The 17,019-nt window shown below is 69.2% G+C and carries 13 protein-coding genes; 6 read left to right on the top strand and 7 right to left on the bottom strand.

Features of this window, described 5'->3' with window-relative positions; genetic code table 11:
• Positions 1-6: 6 nt before the first annotated feature.
• Both ACFY2X_RS19125 and ACFY2X_RS19120 read right to left on the bottom strand, forming a co-directional pair.
• Positions 7-1,518, bottom strand: a complete 1,512-nt coding sequence (locus tag ACFY2X_RS19125) for a hypothetical protein (protein WP_389939796.1) — start codon at positions 1,516-1,518, stop codon at positions 7-9.
• A gap of 197 nt (positions 1,519-1,715) precedes the next feature.
• Positions 1,716-1,958, bottom strand: a complete 243-nt coding sequence (locus ACFY2X_RS19120; RefSeq protein WP_389939795.1) for a hypothetical protein — start codon at positions 1,956-1,958, stop codon at positions 1,716-1,718.
• Positions 1,959-2,595: 637 nt separating this feature from the next.
• Between ACFY2X_RS19120 and ACFY2X_RS19115 the strand changes: the two genes are divergently transcribed.
• Positions 2,596-4,689 carry a SpoIIE family protein phosphatase gene (locus tag ACFY2X_RS19115; RefSeq protein ID WP_389939794.1) on the top strand — a complete coding sequence of 698 codons (2,094 nt, stop codon included), beginning with the start codon at positions 2,596-2,598 and terminating at the stop codon, positions 4,687-4,689.
• Positions 4,690-4,930: 241 nt separating this feature from the next.
• Entirely contained in the window at positions 4,931-6,559 is a 1,629-nt protein-coding gene (locus ACFY2X_RS19110; RefSeq protein WP_389939793.1) for an RNA polymerase sigma factor, read from the top strand.
• Positions 6,560-6,646: 87 nt separating this feature from the next.
• Here ACFY2X_RS19110 and yaaA read toward each other — a convergent pair whose 3' ends face one another.
• The gene (gene yaaA / locus ACFY2X_RS19105; protein ID WP_389939792.1) at positions 6,647-7,387 is read right to left on the bottom strand and encodes a peroxide stress protein YaaA; all 741 of its coding nucleotides are present in this window, start codon (positions 7,385-7,387) and stop codon (positions 6,647-6,649) included.
• A 45-nt stretch (positions 7,388-7,432) separates the two neighbouring features.
• On the opposite strand from yaaA, the gene ACFY2X_RS19100 reads away from it, so the two are divergent.
• Positions 7,433-8,158 carry a GNAT family N-acetyltransferase gene (locus ACFY2X_RS19100; RefSeq protein ID WP_389939791.1) on the top strand — a complete coding sequence of 242 codons (726 nt, stop codon included), beginning with the start codon at positions 7,433-7,435 and terminating at the stop codon, positions 8,156-8,158.
• Positions 8,159-8,161: 3 nt separating this feature from the next.
• On the opposite strand, the gene ACFY2X_RS19095 is transcribed toward ACFY2X_RS19100, so the two are convergent.
• Positions 8,162-8,392: a hypothetical protein gene (locus ACFY2X_RS19095; RefSeq protein WP_389939790.1), complete on the bottom strand. Its 231-nt coding sequence runs from the start codon at positions 8,390-8,392 to the stop codon at positions 8,162-8,164.
• Positions 8,393-8,631: 239 nt separating this feature from the next.
• Between ACFY2X_RS19095 and ACFY2X_RS19090 the strand changes: the two genes are divergently transcribed.
• Positions 8,632-10,704: a type IIA DNA topoisomerase subunit B gene (locus tag ACFY2X_RS19090; RefSeq protein WP_389939789.1), complete on the top strand. Its 2,073-nt coding sequence runs from the start codon at positions 8,632-8,634 to the stop codon at positions 10,702-10,704.
• 66 nt (positions 10,705-10,770) lie between these two features.
• On the opposite strand, the gene ACFY2X_RS19085 is transcribed toward ACFY2X_RS19090, so the two are convergent.
• Complete coding sequence (locus ACFY2X_RS19085; RefSeq protein WP_389939788.1) at positions 10,771-11,277, bottom strand: beta-class carbonic anhydrase; 507 nt, start codon at positions 11,275-11,277, stop codon at positions 10,771-10,773.
• A gap of 153 nt (positions 11,278-11,430) precedes the next feature.
• Between ACFY2X_RS19085 and ACFY2X_RS19080 the strand changes: the two genes are divergently transcribed.
• A complete protein-coding gene (locus tag ACFY2X_RS19080) occupies positions 11,431-11,748 on the top strand; it encodes a hypothetical protein (protein ID WP_389939787.1) in 318 nt (105 codons plus the stop codon).
• Here the strand turns inward: ACFY2X_RS19080 and ACFY2X_RS19075 are convergent, their stop codons facing one another.
• On the bottom strand, positions 11,749-12,309 hold the full coding sequence (locus tag ACFY2X_RS19075; RefSeq protein WP_389939786.1) for a thioredoxin family protein: 561 nt from the start codon (positions 12,307-12,309) through the stop codon (positions 11,749-11,751).
• A gap of 282 nt (positions 12,310-12,591) precedes the next feature.
• Here ACFY2X_RS19075 and ACFY2X_RS19070 point away from each other — a divergent pair, with 282 nt between their 5' ends.
• Positions 12,592-12,957 (top strand): VOC family protein, encoded by a 366-nt coding sequence (locus tag ACFY2X_RS19070; RefSeq protein ID WP_389939785.1) that lies wholly within the window; start codon positions 12,592-12,594, stop codon positions 12,955-12,957.
• Between the two features lie 301 nt (positions 12,958-13,258).
• Here the strand turns inward: ACFY2X_RS19070 and ACFY2X_RS19065 are convergent, their stop codons facing one another.
• Positions 13,259-16,435, bottom strand: coding sequence for a S8 family serine peptidase (locus tag ACFY2X_RS19065; RefSeq protein ID WP_389939784.1), 3,177 nt, complete (start codon positions 16,433-16,435; stop codon positions 13,259-13,261).
• Positions 16,436-17,019 lie beyond the last annotated feature (584 nt).

The following is a 17,019-nucleotide window of genomic DNA, read 5'->3' as shown; positions in this document are numbered from 1 at the left end:
GCTCACCTACACAGGAGGCTCGTCGGGAATGTCCGCGATGTCGTCGAGGGCGATGGCCAGCTCCTCGGGGTCGTCGCCGATCCGCTCGGCGATCTCGATCAGCACGTGCAGCACCTCGTGCCGGTCGTGACCGAGATCCAGCAGCCGCTGGGCGGCCTCCCACAGCTGCGGGGGGTCGCCCTCCCAGAGCCGGCCGGCGATCTCCTCGTGCCAGGCGAGGTGCTCGTCGTAGTCCGGCCGGTCGAGCTCGCCGCCGTGGTCGATCCCCAGCAGGATCCGCCGGTCCGCCTCGTCGGCCGGGTTGAGCAGGTCGAGCTTGATCTCGCCGTGCGTGCCCTGCAGGAACGGGAACGCGAACACCCGCCGGGCCAGCGCCGACAGGTCGCCGTCGGGCAGCAGCCGCTCCAGCAGGTCGCGGTCGAGACCGAAGGTGGTCGGGTCGCGGTAGGCCTCGGCGAACCGGGCCGTCGCCTCCCAGATCCCGTCGAGCGTGGCGCGCAGGCCCTCGTCGGACAGCCCGCTCCGGCGCGCCGCGAAACGCGCCCAGGCGCCCAGCACGTACGGCATCGCCTCCTGCTCGGCGGGGCTGAGCATCACCTTGCGCGGCAGCCAGTCGAGCAGGAACGTCTCACACTTGGTCGGGCTTACCCGCAACGGGCGGCCGAAATCCTGGTCACAGCCGTAGTCGATGATGTGGTCGGCGCATCGCGAGGCCGCAGAGGGGTCCGAAAGGTGCTCGGCCGCGTCCGAGGAGAGGAACTCCGCCGCCAGCATCGCCCTGCGGTCGCGGCTGTAGGGGGCCTCGCTGTGCAGCGGGGCCGGGCGCTTACGGCCGGGCGGCAGCGCTTTGATCCGGGAGCGGGCGAAGGCGTGGTAGGCGCTGTAGCTCTCGCTGACCGGCGCGGTCGTCTTGCGGTTGCCGTACTCCACGGTGGCCTTCATGGCCGATTCGAGCAGCGCTCTGGCCTGCTGCGGCTCGATCTCCTCGAACCTGAGCATCGGGTTGGCCTCGGCCTCGGCCCTGGCCTGCGCCAGCAGCTTGTCCACGTGTGAGGAGACCCAGGTGTCGCGGGCGATGCCCCGCATGTTGTAGTCCACGACCATGACCAGCGCGTGCCGCTCCTCGCCGCTGTCGGCGCCCCGGTAGCCGAAAGTGCACACCACGGTGTCCTGGTCGCCGTAGGCGTCGCGGGAGACGAAGCAGCCGGTCGGCTTGACCACACCCAGCCGGTCGGCCCAGCGGGGCCTGGCCACGTCTCGCTCCATGAGCGCCAGCGCCGCGCCCTCGGCCTTGGCGGCCTGGCGGGCGGTGCCGAGATAGGCCAGCGCGATCAGCAGGGTCAGCGCGGCCGGGGATCCGGCCTTGGCCGCGTAGTCGACCAGACCCTCACCGAGGACCTGCTCGGCGTCCCCGCCCCTCAACCGGCGTCCCCACCAGGCCCCGACCATGTCCGAGACCATGAGCTCGGCGTCCAGCGGGCTGCGCACGGCCAGCAGCTCGCGAGCAGCGAGCAACATCTCGGAGAACACCTCGTCCGGAGACTGGCTCTCTCTGGGGCCTCGACGGTGTCGCCGGCTCAAGCAGCCTCCTCCGTCGGCCGTATGAGCCCAGTGCCGCTGCGCTGATTGGCTCGCTCGCTCCGCTCGCTCACGTCCCAACCTTCTCGCATTCCCGGGCTAAACGGTGCGTAGGACGCGGCCCGGTGATCCCGATGTTACCGGGGACTTCGCGGTGGCGGCGCGGAGTTGACAAGGGCGAGCAGATGCTCGCGGGCGACGCGTTCGACCACCTCGGGTGTGGCCTCGACGCCCAGGTGCTCGGCGCAGGCCCATACGTCGGCCACGCACCGGGCCACGGTGCCGGAGGGAACGGTGAGGAACTCGGCGGCCAAACGGGCGCTCACCGGATCATGGAACGTCGTTGTACCGCCGGTGAAGCGGATGGCGAGAGCGGGCATGGGCGTCGCATTTCCTCCGGTTTTCCGGGAGGACATCCCCCGGATGGACGGCGCGGACGTGCGTTCTCATTCCACAACTTATCGCGCCAGTGTCAACCCTTTCCAAGAGCGACATGCCAGGTTGACCCATACCTTGACTGGATTTGTCGACAGGGCGGTAAACGAGTGTCCGCGAAGGGGAAGCCAAATCGGGGGCGAGTCAGTAGCCTGATCTTGTTTGGGGCGTCGGCGGAGACGAGGTGGGCAGTTGTCGGGACGGTCCGGCTTGATCCTGCTAGGGTCCTGGCCGCAAACGTTCGAAGGCGTCAGCGGTGATCAGGCTGGCGTTTCGGGAAGGCGGTGGGAGCGACGTCGGGCTCCGGTCGGCGAAGGACGGCGCCCCCCTCCGGCTTCGGCGGGATGCCGGTCGGGCGATGCCCGCACCGGGCATCCGGCGCGTTAGCGTGGAGACCCTGGCCTCCGGACCGGAGAGGTTCGCAGGATGCATTGACCGCATCATGGGCGGGGCTTCCGTCCGCACGTACCCATCGCCGATGATGTACTGCAGGATCCGGTCCCCCGGAGCTGCGCTACGCCAATTCGCAAGTTTGGAGATGTGCCTCGTGGGAGACACTGGCACGCGACGGAGGTGCCGACCATGAGCGCCGAGACCTCCGTGCCCCGTCCCCGGGAGTCGGGTGTGGACATCTCGGACTCCAACCTGTTACAGGGCCTGCTGCTGCAGTCGCCGTTCGCCTTCGCGTTCTTCGATCCTGACGGCCGCTTCCAGCGGGTTGACGAGGTCTTCGCCGGCGTGGTCGGCCTTCCCGCCGAGCGCCTGGTCGGCCGGACTCCGGGCGAGGTGCTCTCCGCCGACCTCGCCGCGCTCCTGGAGGGTTCGCTCCGCGGCATCGCCGCGGGGGCCGAGGTCGAGGCGGACCAGCGGATCCGGGTGCGCACGGCCGACGGAAGCACCCACCACTGGTCGCTCACGTTCTCCCCGGTTCGCGATGACAAAGGCGCGCTTCGCGCGATCTGCCTGGTCGGCGTCGACATCACCGAAAGCAGGCAGGTCGAGGAAGACCTGCGGCGCAGCGAAGAACGTTACCGCTCCCTGGTCGAAGCCCAGTCCCAGCTCGTGTGGATCACGGCTCCCACCGGAGCCGTGATGGAGGACGCGCCGCAATGGCGCGCGATCACCGGCCAGGGCCTGGAAGAATATCTCGCTCATGGCTGGCTGGAGGCCGTCCACCCCGACGAGCGCCCGCACACCGAGGAAGCCTGGCGCGAGGCGCTGCGCGGCCGGACCATGTTCGAGTGGAACTACCGGGTCCGCACCCGGGCCAGCGGCTATCGCCACTTCGAGGTGCGCGCGGTTCCGATCATCCGGCACGGCCGGGTGGTCGAGTGGGTGGGCGCCAACACCGACGTCACCCCGCAGCGCGAGGCCGAGGAGATGCGCGGCCGGCTCACCGACCAGCTCGGCGCGGCCGCCCTGCGGACGGCGCGGTTGCAGGGTGCCACCGCGCTGCTCGCCGAGGCGCTCACCGTCGAGCAGGTCGTCCAGGTCATCATCGACGTGGGCCGTACGGCGCTGGCCGCCGACCGTTCGGCCGTGGCCCTGCTCGACGTCGAGCGGGCGGCTCTGAAGCTGGTCAACAGCGGTGGCATACCCGATGTCCCCGGCGCGCCGGGCGACGAGATCCCGCTGTCGCACTCCAGCGTGATGACCATGGCGGTGAACAGCCGCCGTCCGGTCTTCGCCGAGTCGCCCGAAAGCCTGCGCTCCCAGCTCGTGGACGCCGGAGGCGACGACGAGGCCATCATCGGCTTCATCGACCACAGCGACGAGCGAGCCTGGGTGGGCCTGCCGCTGCTGGCCGCGGGACGCGCGCTCGGCGCGCTGAGGTTCTCCTTCACCCGCCCGCAGAAGATCTCGCAGGAGGACGGCGTATTCCTGGAGGCGCTCGCGGGCCAGTGCGCCCTGGCCGTCGAGCGGGCCACCCTGTTCGAGCGGGAGCACCGCACCGCCGAGACGCTCCAGCGCAGCCTGCTGCCCGACCGCCTGCCGGTGGTGCGCGGCCTGGTGCTGGCCCAGCGCTTCCGCTCGGGAAGCCGCCACGTGCAGGTCGGCGGCGACTGGTACGACGCGTTCGTGCTGCAGGACGGCCGGGTCGCGGCGGTGGTCGGCGACGTCATGGGCAAGGGCGTCAAGGCCGCGGCAGGGATGGGCCGCATCCGCAACGCCATGCGGGCCCTGGCGCTGACCAATCCGCCGCCCGCGGCCGTTCTCACCGGCCTGGACAGGGTCTTCGAGGCCACGGAGGAGGAAGAGCAGGTCACCACCCTCGCCTACATGGTCGTGGAGCCCGGCACGGGCGAGGGCACGCTGGCGCTGGCGGGTCACCCGCCGCCCCTGCTGGTCTCCCCGCAGGGCGTGCCCTCGCTGTGCGAGGGCGAGCCGGGCACCCCGCTCGGCTGGCCGACCAGCCGCAGGCAGTTCCGGTTCTGCGTCCCGCCCGGACACACCGCCGTCCTGTATTCGGATGGTCTGGTGGAGAACCGGAAGCGTGGGCTGGATGCCGGACTCGCTGATCTTTGCTCTGTTGTTACCGAAGCGCCGCCGGAAGTTGTTGGAAGTCCTCATATGTTGCTGGATTTCCTGGTTGATCGGATGCTGTCGGGATATGAGCAGGATGATGACGTCACGGTGCTAGCGATTCATGTTCCTCCAACCACGAAGAGTGACTGAATGAAACAGTCATAACGGTTGCTTTCGGGTATCGGTGCCTCGCTTCCGTACGCACTACTCTCTTGGTCGGCCTAGGGTGGAGGGCAACCGCCAGGAGGCGGCCGTATGGATCACGGTGTCGTGTCACAATGCTGGACAGGTGCGTCGCGGTTCGCGCGGCCTCGTCCATCACAACTAGAGGTAGCTGCCCCTAGAGGGCATCTGGGTCCATTCTCGTCACGCTTTCCTTCGAGAGGTGTTCGTGTCGCCTGCAAGTTCGACTCGCTCGAAGCCATCCGAGCTGAACGAGCCCGTCATTCAGCAGCTGATGGAGCGGGGACGCTCGCAGGGGTTCCTCGAGTCCGAGGATGTCCGCAAGGCCGTCGAGGAAGCGGACATTCCGATGGCGCAGGTCGCTGGAATCCTGCGCAGCCTCAGCAAAGAGGGCATCACCGTACGACTGACTGCTGAGGACTCCGCGGCTCCCAAGAAGTCTCGGACTTCGACCAAGCGCCGTACCCCCGCCGCTCCCGCCCCAGTCAAGAAGACCAAGACCGCCGCGGCGGCAAAGGAGCAGCCGGAGACCGTCACCGCGGTCGTCGGCGGCTCCGAGCCTGCCCCCGCGGCCAAGAAGCCGGCGGCCCCGGCCAAGAAGGTCGCCCCGGCTGCCAAGAAGCCGGTCCCCGCCCCGCCGAAGAAGGCCGGGCCCGAGGCCGCTTCGCCCACGCTCAAGTCCGAACCGAAGCCCAAGCCGGCCGAGGGTGAGGACGACGAGGTCATCGATCTTGAGGACGTCGAGATCGAGGACTTCGACCTGGAAGCCGAGGTCGACGCCGAAGTCGAGGTCGACGCCGAGATCGAGGTCGAAGCCGAAGAGGAAGAGCCCAAGGCCGAGGCCGTCGGGCAGAACGAGGACGAGGTCCTCATCCTCTCCGACGACGATGACGACGCCCCCGTGCCGCAGGTCGCCGCCGCCGGTGCCACGGCCGACCCGGTCAAGGACTACCTCAAGCAGATCGGCAAGGTCCCCCTGCTCAACGCCGAGCAGGAGGTCGAGCTGGCCAAGCGGATCGAGGCCGGCCTGTTCGCCGAGGAGCAGCTCGGCTCCGACGGCGACAAGCTTCCGGTGGACGTGCGCGCGGAGCTGGAGTGGATCGCCGAGGACGGCCGCCGGGCCAAGAACCACCTGCTGGAGGCCAACCTCCGCCTGGTGGTCTCGCTGGCCAAGCGCTACACCGGCCGCGGCATGCTGTTCCTGGACCTGATCCAGGAGGGCAACCTGGGTCTGATCCGCGCGGTCGAGAAGTTCGACTACACCAAGGGTTACAAGTTCTCCACCTACGCCACCTGGTGGATCCGGCAGGCGATCACCCGTGCCATGGCCGACCAGGCGCGGACCATCCGCATCCCGGTCCACATGGTCGAAGTGATCAACAAGCTGGCCCGCGTGCAGCGGCAGATGCTGCAGGATCTCGGCCGCGAGCCCACTCCGGAGGAGCTGGCCCGCGAGCTCGACATGACCCCCGAGAAGGTCGTCGAGGTCCAGAAGTACGGCCGCGAGCCGATCTCCCTGCACACCCCCCTGGGTGAGGAGGGCGACAGCGAGTTCGGTGACCTCATCGAGGACTCCGAGGCGATCGTCCCGGCCGACGCGGTCAGCTTCACGCTCCTCCAGGAGCAGCTCCACTCCGTTCTGGACACGCTGTCCGAGCGCGAGGCGGGCGTGGTCTCGATGCGGTTCGGCCTCACCGACGGCCAGCCGAAGACCCTGGACGAGATCGGCAAGGTCTACGGGGTGACGCGTGAGCGCATCCGGCAGATCGAGTCCAAGACCATGTCCAAGCTGCGCCACCCGTCCCGGTCCCAGGTCCTGCGCGACTACCTGGACTGAGATATCTCCTCCGGCACAGGGCTCACGTCGTACGGCGTGAGCCCTGTGCCGTTGCGGGGGGCGATCGGGCCGGAACGCGCTCGAAGATCAGACCATGACGTCGAGGGTCCACGGCCGCCTGCCGCCGGGCGGCGCGCCGAGGGCGACAACATGACCAAGGCTGTCCAGAACTTTGACCAACTCCTCCGGCGTCTGCGGATCGCAGCCTCCCTCCAGGAGGGAGCGGGCGATCGCACCCCGGGTGGCCTTGGCCATGTGGCTGACGACCTTGCCGTCCTTGAGCACTCGCACGGCGATCGACCGGTCGCCGGCCTGCCAGGCCGCCGCGTAGGTGCTGGAGCGCAGGTCCACGACCAGGCCGGGTTCGGCGTCGAGGACCGGGGTGATCGATCGGCGCCAGTAGGCCCCCAGCCCGCCGATCGGCGGCAGCTTCACGCCCATGGACAGCCGGTACGGCGGTACCCGGTCGGTGATCCGCAGCAGCCCCCAGAGCCCGGAGAAGATCCGGATGCTCCGCGCCGCGCGTTCGGCCGCCTCGCGGGACAGCGAGGCCAGGCCGAGATTGTCGTAGAGGACTCCGGTGTAGAGCTCGGCGGCCGTCAGTGTGGGCGCGGTCCGCAGATCACGATTTTTGCCGATCTCGCCGAGCTGCCCCTGCGACAGCCCGAGCACGGCCTGAGCCTCGGGCCCATCGCACAGCGCGATGAGCGCCTCCAGGACGGTTTCCCTGGCGGGGGTCAGAGATGGCGAGCTCAGACGGGACAGATCGAGGGAGGGGCCGTTGCCCAGCCCGGCTTTCCCTTCCGACGGGGGTAGCAGAATAAGCACGGTCACCGAGCGTAGTGCGGCAGCCGGGAGCTAGGATCCCCCGGCATGGCTGATGAAACCTTCGACAGGCTTGTCGACCAGGCGTGGCCGGCCGTCCAGCGGGTGGATGCGGGCGGCTGGACCCTGCGCGCCGCGGGCGGAGTGACCAAACGCGCCAACTCGGTGCTGCCGCTCGGGGAGCGGGAAGACATGGAAGCGGCCATCGACGAGGCGGAGCGGTTCTACGCCGCCCGGGGGCTGCCGTGCGTGTTCTCCATGGGCATGGGCGCGACCACCGGGCTGGACGCCTCACTGCGGGTGCGCGGTTATCGGATGGTCGACCCCACGCTGGTGATGACGGCGCCGTTGGGGCCCGCCGTACCGGCTGATGGGAAAGCCGAAGAAAAAGAGGTCACGCTCACGCGGGCGCCGTCACAGGCATGGCTGGACACCTGGTGGAGCGTGGACGGCAGGCATGGCGACGACGGTCTGACGACGGCCGCCCGGATCCTCACCGGTGTGCCCGGCGTGTACGCCTCGCTGGGCCGGCAGGCCGTAGGACGGGGCGTGGTGCAGGGGGAGTGGTTCGGGATCTACTGCATGGCCGTAATGCCGCACGCGCGGCGCCAGGGCCACGGGCGGGAGATACTGCGCGCCCTGCTCTCGTACGCACGGGAGCAGGGCACGCGGCAGGCATATTTGGTTGTGGTGGAGTCGAACACCGAGGCCCGGTCGCTCTACGAGCGGCAGGGGTTCACGGTGTCGGCCCGATATCACTATCGGGTCCGATGACCCCTACCGTTCGTCGTTGCTCGCGGTAGAAGGGGTGTCGCTGAGGCGTGCCGACTCGTCCTGGATGTCGGCGCCCTTGTCTCTCAGCACGGCTATGTGCTGGCGCCCGTGGTGGGCGCAGAAAAGCAGCTCTCCACCTACGGGCAGGGTCGCGCGGATGTAAGCCTGGGCGCCGCACCGGTCACAGCGGTCCGTGGCCTTCAGCTGCTTGGCGGGGGCGAGGGTTCCAGTCACGTATCGCCTTTCAGGTCATCCCCGTATGGAGGATCTGGCGTCAGTCACTTGAGAGAACATCTAACCGGATGCGAACGTTCCCAACCGGCCCCTCGCTACGCCGAGAGCGGAAAGTGGCCGGAGGTAACGGCGAGCACGCCGGAAGTAACACTGTTAGCGACCTGATGGCAAGCTTGTACGCGCCACGGCGCGAAGAACGGTAAGCTGCGCACACGTGTTCGAGCAGAGTGGGAGTGGGTGTGACCGCAGTTAGCGCGGAGACGAGTTACACAGCTCGTCATCTGTCGGTGCTGGAGGGTCTCGAAGCCGTCCGCAAGCGCCCGGGCATGTACATCGGGTCCACCGACAGTCGCGGTCTCATGCATTGCCTCTGGGAGATCGTGGACAACGGGGTCGACGAGGCCCTGGCCGGTTACTGCACTCGCATCGAGGTCGAGCTCTACGCCGACGGCTCGATCGAGGTCCGCGACAACGGCCGTGGCATCCCGGTGGACATCGAGCCCAAGAGCGGTCTGGCCGGAGTCGAGCTCGTCTACACCAAGCTGCACGCGGGCGGAAAGTTCGGAGGCGGCTCCTACGGCGCCTCGGGCGGTCTGCACGGTGTCGGCGCCTCCGTGGTCAACGCCCTGTCCTCCCGGCTGGACGTCGAGGTCGACCGTGACGGCAAGATCCACGAGATCAGCTTCCGCAGGGGCGTCCCCGGCGCCTTCGACGGCGACGGGCCCACGGCCAAGTTCAAGAAGAAGTCCGGCCTGCGCGACGGCGGCAAGCTCGCCCGCAAGGTCACCGGCACCCGCGTCCGCTTCTGGGCGGACCGCCAGATCTTCCTGCCCGATGCCGAGGTCTCCCTCGACGAGATCCACGTCCGCCTCCGCCAGACCGCGTTCCTGGTCCCCGGCCTGACCCTGGCCGTACGGGACAGCCGTGGCGAGGAGGCCGTCGAGGACGAGTTCCACTTCGACGGCGGCATCTCGGAGTTCACCGAGTTCCTCGCCCGCGACGAGGCCGTCTGCGAGGTGCTGCGCCTGCAGGGCGTCGGCCACTTCCACGAGACCGTGCCGGTCCTCGACGATCTGGGGCACATGACCCCCACCGAGGTCCAGCGCGAGCTCACCGTGGACGTCGCGCTGCGCTGGGGCAAGGGTTACGACACCACCGTCCGGTCCTTCGTCAACGTGATCGCCACCCCCAAGGGCGGCACCCACGTCAACGGCTTCGAGCGGGCCCTGGTCCGCACGCTGAACGAGCAGCTGCGCGAGACCCGCCTGCTGAAGAACGGCGACGCCCCGGTCACCCGGGAGGACATCCTGGAGGGTCTCACCGCGGTGGTGACCGTCCGGGTGCCCGAGCCGCAGTTCGAGGGGCAGACCAAGGAGGTGCTGGGCACCTCGGCGGCTTCCCGGATCGTCTCCCACGTCGTCTCCCGTGAGCTCAAGGAGCTGTTCGCCAACCCGTCGCGCGCTCTCAAGCCGCAGCTGCGGGCGGCTCTGGAGAAGATCGTCGCGGCGGCCAAGGCCCGCATCGCCGCTCGCGAGCACCGCGACAACCAGCGGCGCAAGACCGCCCTGGAGAACTCCGCGCTGCCCGCCAAGCTGGTCGACTGCCGCAGCGACGACGTGGACCGCAGCGAGCTGTTCATCGTCGAGGGAGACTCGGCACTGGGCACCGCCCGCGCGGCTCGAGACTCGGAGTTCCAGGCCCTGCTGCCGATCCGTGGCAAGATCCTGAACGTGCAGAAGGCGTCCGTCGCCGACATGCTCAAGAACGCGGAGTGCGCCGCGATCATCCAGGTCATCGGCGCGGGGTCGGGGCGTTCGTTCGACATCGAGGCCGCACGCTACGGCAAGGTCATTCTGATGGCCGACGCCGACGTCGACGGCGCGCACATCCGCTGCCTGCTGCTCACCCTGTTCCACCGCTACATGAGGCCGATGGTCGAGGCGGGCCGGGTCTTTGCCGCGGTCCCGCCGCTGCACCGGATCGAGATCACGAACCCGGGGCGCGGCCAGGACAAATACGTCTACTGCTACTCCGACGCGGAGTTGCATCGGGTCCTGCGCGACCTTGAGCGCCGCGGCAAGCGGTGGAAGGACCCCGTGCAGCGCTACAAGGGCCTGGGCGAGATGGACGCCGACCAGCTGGCCGAGACGACCATGGAGCCTCGCCACCGAACCCTGCGCAGGGTCCGCATCGAAGACATCGAAGGGGCCGAGCGCATCTTCGACCTCCTGATGGGCAGCGACGTGGCTCCCCGAAGGGAATTCATCGTGGGCAGCGCGGCCGAGGTCGACCGCGACCACATCGACGCCTAGACGTCCCGCCGGGCGGCGTGCCCGGCGGGCGTCCCATGTCGAGATCGAGGCGTGCCCGGCGGGGCGTCACATGTCGATCGGTGTGATCTTTCCGGTGCGCACGTCGTAGATGGCGCCGCCGATGGCCAGGTCCGGCGGGAGGAACGGGCTGGTTCTGACACGCGTCAGATCGTGGCGCAGGGCGGCGCCCTGGTCGGGGACGGTGCGGAACTCCAGGCTCCGGGTGTCGACGCCGTGCTCGGCGGCGAGCTTGTGCACGTCGTCGTCGGTGACCTTCGCCATACCGCAGTCGGTGTGCGGCATGACGAGCACACGTTTCACGCCCAGGAGGTAGACGGCGAGCACGAGTGTTCGCAGCACGTCGTCGGTGACCCGGGCTCCCGCGTTGCGCAGGATCTTGGCGTCACCGGGCTTCAGGCCGAACAGCCCCAGCGGGTCGATCCTGGAGTCCATGCAGGTGACCACTGCCAGGCCGCGTGCCGCCGTGCCGGTCAGCTCGGCGTCGGTGAACGTGGCTGAAAACTCTTCGTTGGCGGCCAGCAGGTCGTCGAAGTCACTCACGTAAACACCCATCGGTCATCGGAATCAACAGGCTAATAATCCCGCATGACCGTTTCGCGAAAGTTTCCGGGGCCTTTGTTTGGGCTGACTTCAGGAAGATCCCACAATTGCTCATCACCTTGGGTGATGATGTCATGACGCAAAGTGCGGGAATCTGGAGAGGTCATGAGCAGGATCGAATCTCTGGCCGAATATCTGCGCGTTCAGGGCAGACGGAAGCTGGATCGGGTAGAGGTCCGTGACGGAGGCCGTAACGCTCGCGCGGCCCTCGCCCTGCTCGACGCGGCGGCCTACACCGAGGCTCTCGGCGACGACGACCCCCTTGTGACCGTCCTCATGGAGGCCGGCTGCTTCGGCCCCCATGGGTTCAACGACTTCGAGCCCGACGACCAGATCGCGAGGATCATCCGTTCCTGGGAGGCCGGCGAGCCTTGGGAACTGCTGATGGCCATCCGGTTCGCCCTTCAGGGCTCGCTGAACTGATCAGAACGGCTCGTTGCCGGGCTTCCACTTGATGCCGCAGCCCAGGCTGGGATTCTGGGCGGGGGCCGGCTCGCCGGCGAGTATGGCGTCCGCGGCCGTCCGCAGGGACGAACCGGTCACGGGGATGTCGTTTCTCGGGCGGGCACCGTCGAACTCACCTCGATAGGCCAGCTTGAGATCGCCGTCGAAAAGGAAGAAGTCCGGCGTGCAGGCCGCCCGGTAGGCCTTGGCCACCTCCTGCGTCTCGTCCACGAGGTAGGGAAAGGCGAATCCGGCCCGGCCGGCCTGTTCCAGGAGGTTGGCGGAGCTGTCGTCGGGATAGTTCGCCACGTCGTTGCTGGATATGGCGACGGTGGCGACCCTCCCGGCGTAGTCGGCGGCGAAGGCGGCGATGCCGTTCTCGATCCGCCTGACGTAGGGGCAGTGGTTGGACAGAAAGATCACCAGGGTCGCGGGTGCCCCCTTCAGGTCGCCGAGGGTCACCCGGCCCCCGTTGATCGCGGGCAGGTCGAAGTCGGGAGCCTGGGTGCCCAGGGGAACCATGAACGAGCTGACAGCCATGGGGTAATTCTCCCGCATTCGTTGTCGATCAGGTGACTCCCTCTCCCGCATGCGTTCGCCGGACCGGCTGCCGCCGCGGGTCGCGATCGCTGCGCGGGGTGCATCGGGCGCGGAGGCGGTGGCCGGGTTTCGGCCCGTATGCCGGGGAAGCACGGATGAAAGCCGCGATGGTGGCGCTGGGCCGGGGTGCCTTGCGCGCTCGGGCTGATGGGTGCCAACGTTGTTGAAGCCTCAACGAGACACCTTCATAATAGCTTTGATGGTGTTATCTAAGGAGGAAACATGGCAATCGCGCGGATGCGATCGGTTGTTGTCGACTGTCCCGATCCCAAACGTCTCGCTGATTTCTACAGTGCGCTCCTGGGCTGGGAGATCACCAGCGTCGAAGACGACTGGGTGGTGGTCACCAACGGGCAGCCGGGACGGCTCTGCTTCCAGCTGGCCGAGGACCACCAGGCGCCGGACTGGCCCGACCCCGACAAGCCCCAGCAGTTCCACCTGGACGTGACCGTGGACGACCTGGACGAGGCCGAGACCGCGGTGCTCGCGCTGGGCGCCGTCAAACACGCGCACCAGCCGAGCGAGGACGGCAGTTTCCGGGTCTATCTCGACCCGGCCGGGCACCCGTTCTGTCTCTGCGTGGACTGAGGGCACCCGCGGGATGACCCGCACCGCGCTCGGCTTCTCATCTCCGCTTCGGCAAGGATCCCGGCGACCTGGGGGAGGGGCCGGTCCTGCCCGCCCATCCCCTGGCGGTGGCCGGATCCGGCTGACCACCGCCAGGCATCGCGGAATGTGAGCGATGGCCGTGGAAAGGACGAGAGCCTCCCGGCGCGGTGTGGAGCGATGATCCACATCACGTCCGGGAGGCTCTCAGGCCTCACCCGCACGATGGTCAGGCGGCAGTCGTCTGACCATCATGGGAACCGGCGGGGTAGGGCTTCCGGGGTCACCCGACGGCGTAGGCGCGGGTGATCGTCTGCGTGACGCCGGCGCCGGAGGCGTCGGTGGCGGTCACCCGCAGCGAGACGAACCCCGGGGTGCGCGGGTTGGGCACTGCAGAGGTCCATCCGGAGGGGGTGGGGACGGCCGGGATCCGGTGCCAGCTGGTGCCGTCGTCAACGGACATCTCCAGCCGGACGGACGTCACCGCCGCCTCGGGGGCGCCCGGGTTGCGTTCGACCCACAGGGGCAGCCGGGTCAGCGAACCCGGCTTGGCGCGGTTGAGGTCGTCGAGCCCGGCGGGGGCGTAGCGCACCGCCATCAGCGGCAGCGGCTGTTTCGCGGCCGTGTGCGCCGAGCGGAACGTCCAGCGGCTGTCGACGGCGGTGGACAGCGTGGAGTACGGCACCTGCCTACGCATCGAGGTGCTCAGGGTGTAGGTGGCGGCCTGCGCGGGAAGGTCGGCGTGCAGCTCGCAGGTCTGCGGCTGGTCGAGCGCGCAGCCCGCCAGGTCGGTCGTGGCGAGCACCTGCCCGTCCTTGGTGAGGGTGGCGGTGCCGGTGGCCGCGCCGTCGGTGCCGCTGTGCCCGGCGGCGCCGTCGGCGAAGAGCCCGCCGGCGGGGAAGGTCAGCTTGTCGCCGGTACGGCTGCCGCCGGATGCGGCGAGCGAGGGCCCGGTCACCGCGGTGTTCCACACCTCGCGAGTGTGCCCGCGTTTCATGGCCTTGCCGCTGTCGGCCAGCACGGACGTGCCGACCTGGAGTGCGCTGTCCCAGACCAGCCCGGGGGTCCGGTAGTAGGTGAGCGTGCCGGGCAGGTCCACCTCAGCCTGGGGCGACTCCATGAACGGGGTCGGGGTGTCACCGAATCGGGGCCCGAAGAGCGGGGTGCCCTTGGCCGCCACCCCGGAGGCCCGGTAGGTGGCCGTGACCTTCGCGAGGTCCTGCTGCCTGGCGGCGTAGATGGGATTCTCGGGGAGGCCGTCGGTGTGGTAGTCGACGAGGTTGTAGACGTATGGGCTCGGCGAGACGTCCTTGTTCTCCCAGACGGTCGTGTAGCCGTAGTGCAGTCCCGGCTGGCGCGTGGGAATGACGAAGAACTCCAACCCGGGTCCCAGATGCTCCGACCAGGCGGTCATCCACGGCCCGTAGCTCAGCTCGACATCGAAGAACGGTCGCCGTGCCGCGGTCGGGTCGTCGATCGTGGTCCGCACCTGCTTGCCCTGGCGGGAGTCCACCGTCACCTGCTGGTCGGCGTTGTCGACCTTCAGCGTGGTGTGGGCGATCGTGCTCCCGACCGTCCGCTCGAACATCGTCGTGAAGAGGTTCCAGTCGCCCTCGGGCACCCGGACCTTGGCGGCCCCGTTCAAGAAGACCAGGTCGCGGGCGGCACCGGTCTTCGGGTCGTAGAGCTGGGCCTGGGCGAGATCAGTGGGTTTGCCGCCCCTGTCGAGGGCGGTGATGGTCACGTTGTAGGACTCCGGCTCCACATACCCGCCGGCCAGCGTGCGGATCACGGCCTCGCCCGACCTGGCGGTGACGGTCCCGGGATAGTCGCCCGGGGCCTTGCCCTTGGCGTCGATCGTGAGCGTGACCGATGCCTCGCCCCCCGCGGGCACCTCCAGCCGCTGCGCGGACAGCTTCAGCACCTCACCCTCGGCGGCGAGGTCCAGGGTGACCGGCGCGTCGCCGGAGTTGGCATAGGTGATGGTCTTGGCCGATACGCGCTCGCTCGGGTCGTCCCAGGGGAAGGCGGCCCACACGTTGCCCGGAACGGCCACGACCTGCTGGGCCAGCGCGCGGACCAGGTCCACCCGCCCGGCGCCCTGCTCGTACGGCGTGGCGCCTCCCGTGGGTTTGGCGCTGCCGATGAGCGCGGCCTTGAGCCGTTCGCCGTTCCAGTCGGGGTGGCGCTGGGCGAGGATCGCGGCGGCTCCGGCCACGTGCGGGGTGGCCATCGAGGTGCCGCTGAGCGTGCGGTAGGGGCCGTCGGCCGTGCCCTTGGCCGCCGCGGCCACGATGTCGACGCCCGGCGCGGTGAGGTCCGGCTTGATCGCGTGGTCGCTCACTCGCGGGCCGCGGCTGGAGAAGTCGGCCAGCCGGTCGGCCTTGTCGACGGCGCCGACGGTCAGGGCCGCGTCGGCGCTGCCGGGGCTGCCCACCGAGCCCGGGGTGCCATTGTTGCCGGCGGCCACCACGAACAGCGTGCCCGTCCGCGCCGACAGCGTGTTCACCGCCTGTTCCACGGGGTCGAGGTCCAGGCCGTCCGGTGCGCCGATGCTCATGTTGACGACCTTGGCCTTGACCTCGACGGAGGCCCATTCCATGCCCGCCAGGATGGCGGAGTCGGTCATGCCCCACCGGCTGCCTATCTTGCCGATGGCGAGCTTGGCGTCCGGGGCCACCCCCCGGTATTTCTCCCCGGCGCCGGCGACGGTCGAGGCGACATGGGTGCCGTGGCCGACGATGTCGCGGATGTCGGGGTCCTCGCTGAAGTTCCGCTCCTGCGCCACCACACCCTTGAGGTCGGGATGGTCGGGGTCGTAGCCGGAGTCCAGGACGGCCACCGTGACGCCCTTGCCGGTCATGCCCTGTTTCCACGCCTCGGTGGCGCCGATCTGCTTGACGCTCTGGTCGAGGGTGAACGAGCGGCGTCCGTCCAGCCAGAGCTTGGTCGTCCCCGCGGCCAGGGTGCGGGAGCCGCCGATCAGGTCCTGCCAGGCCTGGCCCGCGTTCGCCTTGGGCACCTGCAGGGCGCTCATGCCGAGGGCGGCGATCTGCCGGGTCTGCCGCGCGGCGCGCGGCGCGGGGGCCAGGCCCCGGGACGACTGGGTGATCAACGGGATGTCGGGCCGGTCGGCGTCGCCGTAATGCCATTCCAGCAGCTGGGTGACGTCGAACAGCCGCGCGTCGAGCGTCCCCTTCGCCACCAGCGCCCAGGCGTCGGACGGGATCACGTACAGGTGGCCCCCGCGCACCTGCCTGGTGAATCCCACCTGCCGGCCGGGACCGGGCTCCACCCGGTAGCCCTTGCCGATGACCGTGACCCGGTCACCGGTGATCAGGGTCACGGTGTTCGCCCGTCCGGTGCCCGGTTGCGGTGCGCCGGCCTGCTGTCCCTGTACTGGTGCGACGCCGAGCGTTCCCGCCAGGAGAACGGCGACAAGGCCTTTGCCTAAAGTCATGCGCTACCTCTTCGGTGATGGAGAGTGATGTGTTCTTCGGGTTGTTCGCGGGCCCCGCTCACGTGCCTCGGACGGCGGCGCCGTCCCCCCGGGAGGCCAAGGCTCACCGGGGATCCCGTCGCGGTCGGGAGAGGCGGGCAGGCGTCACGGGGTGCCGGATCGCGATCCGGGTCGTCCGGGCGCCGCCGAACGCGGGGCCGATCAAGGTGAAAGCCGGGCCGGAAAGGACTGCGGAGCCATCCACGGCCACGACGGAGCCGTGCGTGATCGGTGTTTTCGAGCCGGCTGGGACACAAGCCATGGCCGCCCATCAGGGCGTGGGTGAATACGCCTTGCCGGGGTCGCCGTCCGGCGGGGCCGGGTCTGTCTTACCTATCGAGGCCGAGCTCCGACGCCGGAGACCGCGGACGCCCCCTGCGGGAGTCTCGGCCGTGGCCACCGGGAGTGGGAGGCCTGGGGGACGGTGAAGCGGGCGAGCCGGGAGTTCCCGCCCGGCTCACGCTGGGCGGCCGTCACGGTCGGCGTGACCGTGCCGGTAAGGGTGCTGAAGATGTCCTCTTACGGGCGATGCCCTTGCCCGGCAG

It is taken from the genome of Streptosporangium sp. NPDC000396, from assembly GCF_042898655.1.
Classification (GTDB): domain Bacteria; phylum Actinomycetota; class Actinomycetes; order Streptosporangiales; family Streptosporangiaceae; genus Streptosporangium.
The sequence above is the reverse complement of the archived record's forward strand: the minus strand, read 5'-3'. Positions and strand labels throughout refer to the sequence as shown.

What these genes read in the sequence shown, in the direction of transcription:
- ACFY2X_RS19115 (WP_389939794.1), top strand. Translation starts at nt 2,596, where the DNA reads ATGAGCGCCGAGACCTCCGTGCCCCGTCCCCGGGAGTCGGGTGTGGAC.
- ACFY2X_RS19080 (WP_389939787.1), top strand. Translation starts at nt 11,431, where the DNA reads ATGAGCAGGATCGAATCTCTGGCCGAATATCTGCGCGTTCAGGGCAGA.
- ACFY2X_RS19065 (WP_389939784.1), bottom strand. Translation starts at nt 16,435, where the DNA reads ATGACTTTAGGCAAAGGCCTTGTCGCCGTTCTCCTGGCGGGAACGCTC.
- ACFY2X_RS19120 (WP_389939795.1), bottom strand. Translation starts at nt 1,958, where the DNA reads ATGCCCGCTCTCGCCATCCGCTTCACCGGCGGTACAACGACGTTCCAT.
- ACFY2X_RS19075 (WP_389939786.1), bottom strand. Translation starts at nt 12,309, where the DNA reads ATGGCTGTCAGCTCGTTCATGGTTCCCCTGGGCACCCAGGCTCCCGAC.
- ACFY2X_RS19070 (WP_389939785.1), top strand. Translation starts at nt 12,592, where the DNA reads ATGGCAATCGCGCGGATGCGATCGGTTGTTGTCGACTGTCCCGATCCC.
- ACFY2X_RS19085 (WP_389939788.1), bottom strand. Translation starts at nt 11,277, where the DNA reads ATGGGTGTTTACGTGAGTGACTTCGACGACCTGCTGGCCGCCAACGAA.
- ACFY2X_RS19100 (WP_389939791.1), top strand. Translation starts at nt 7,433, where the DNA reads ATGGCTGATGAAACCTTCGACAGGCTTGTCGACCAGGCGTGGCCGGCC.
- ACFY2X_RS19125 (WP_389939796.1), bottom strand. Translation starts at nt 1,518, where the DNA reads ATGTTGCTCGCTGCTCGCGAGCTGCTGGCCGTGCGCAGCCCGCTGGAC.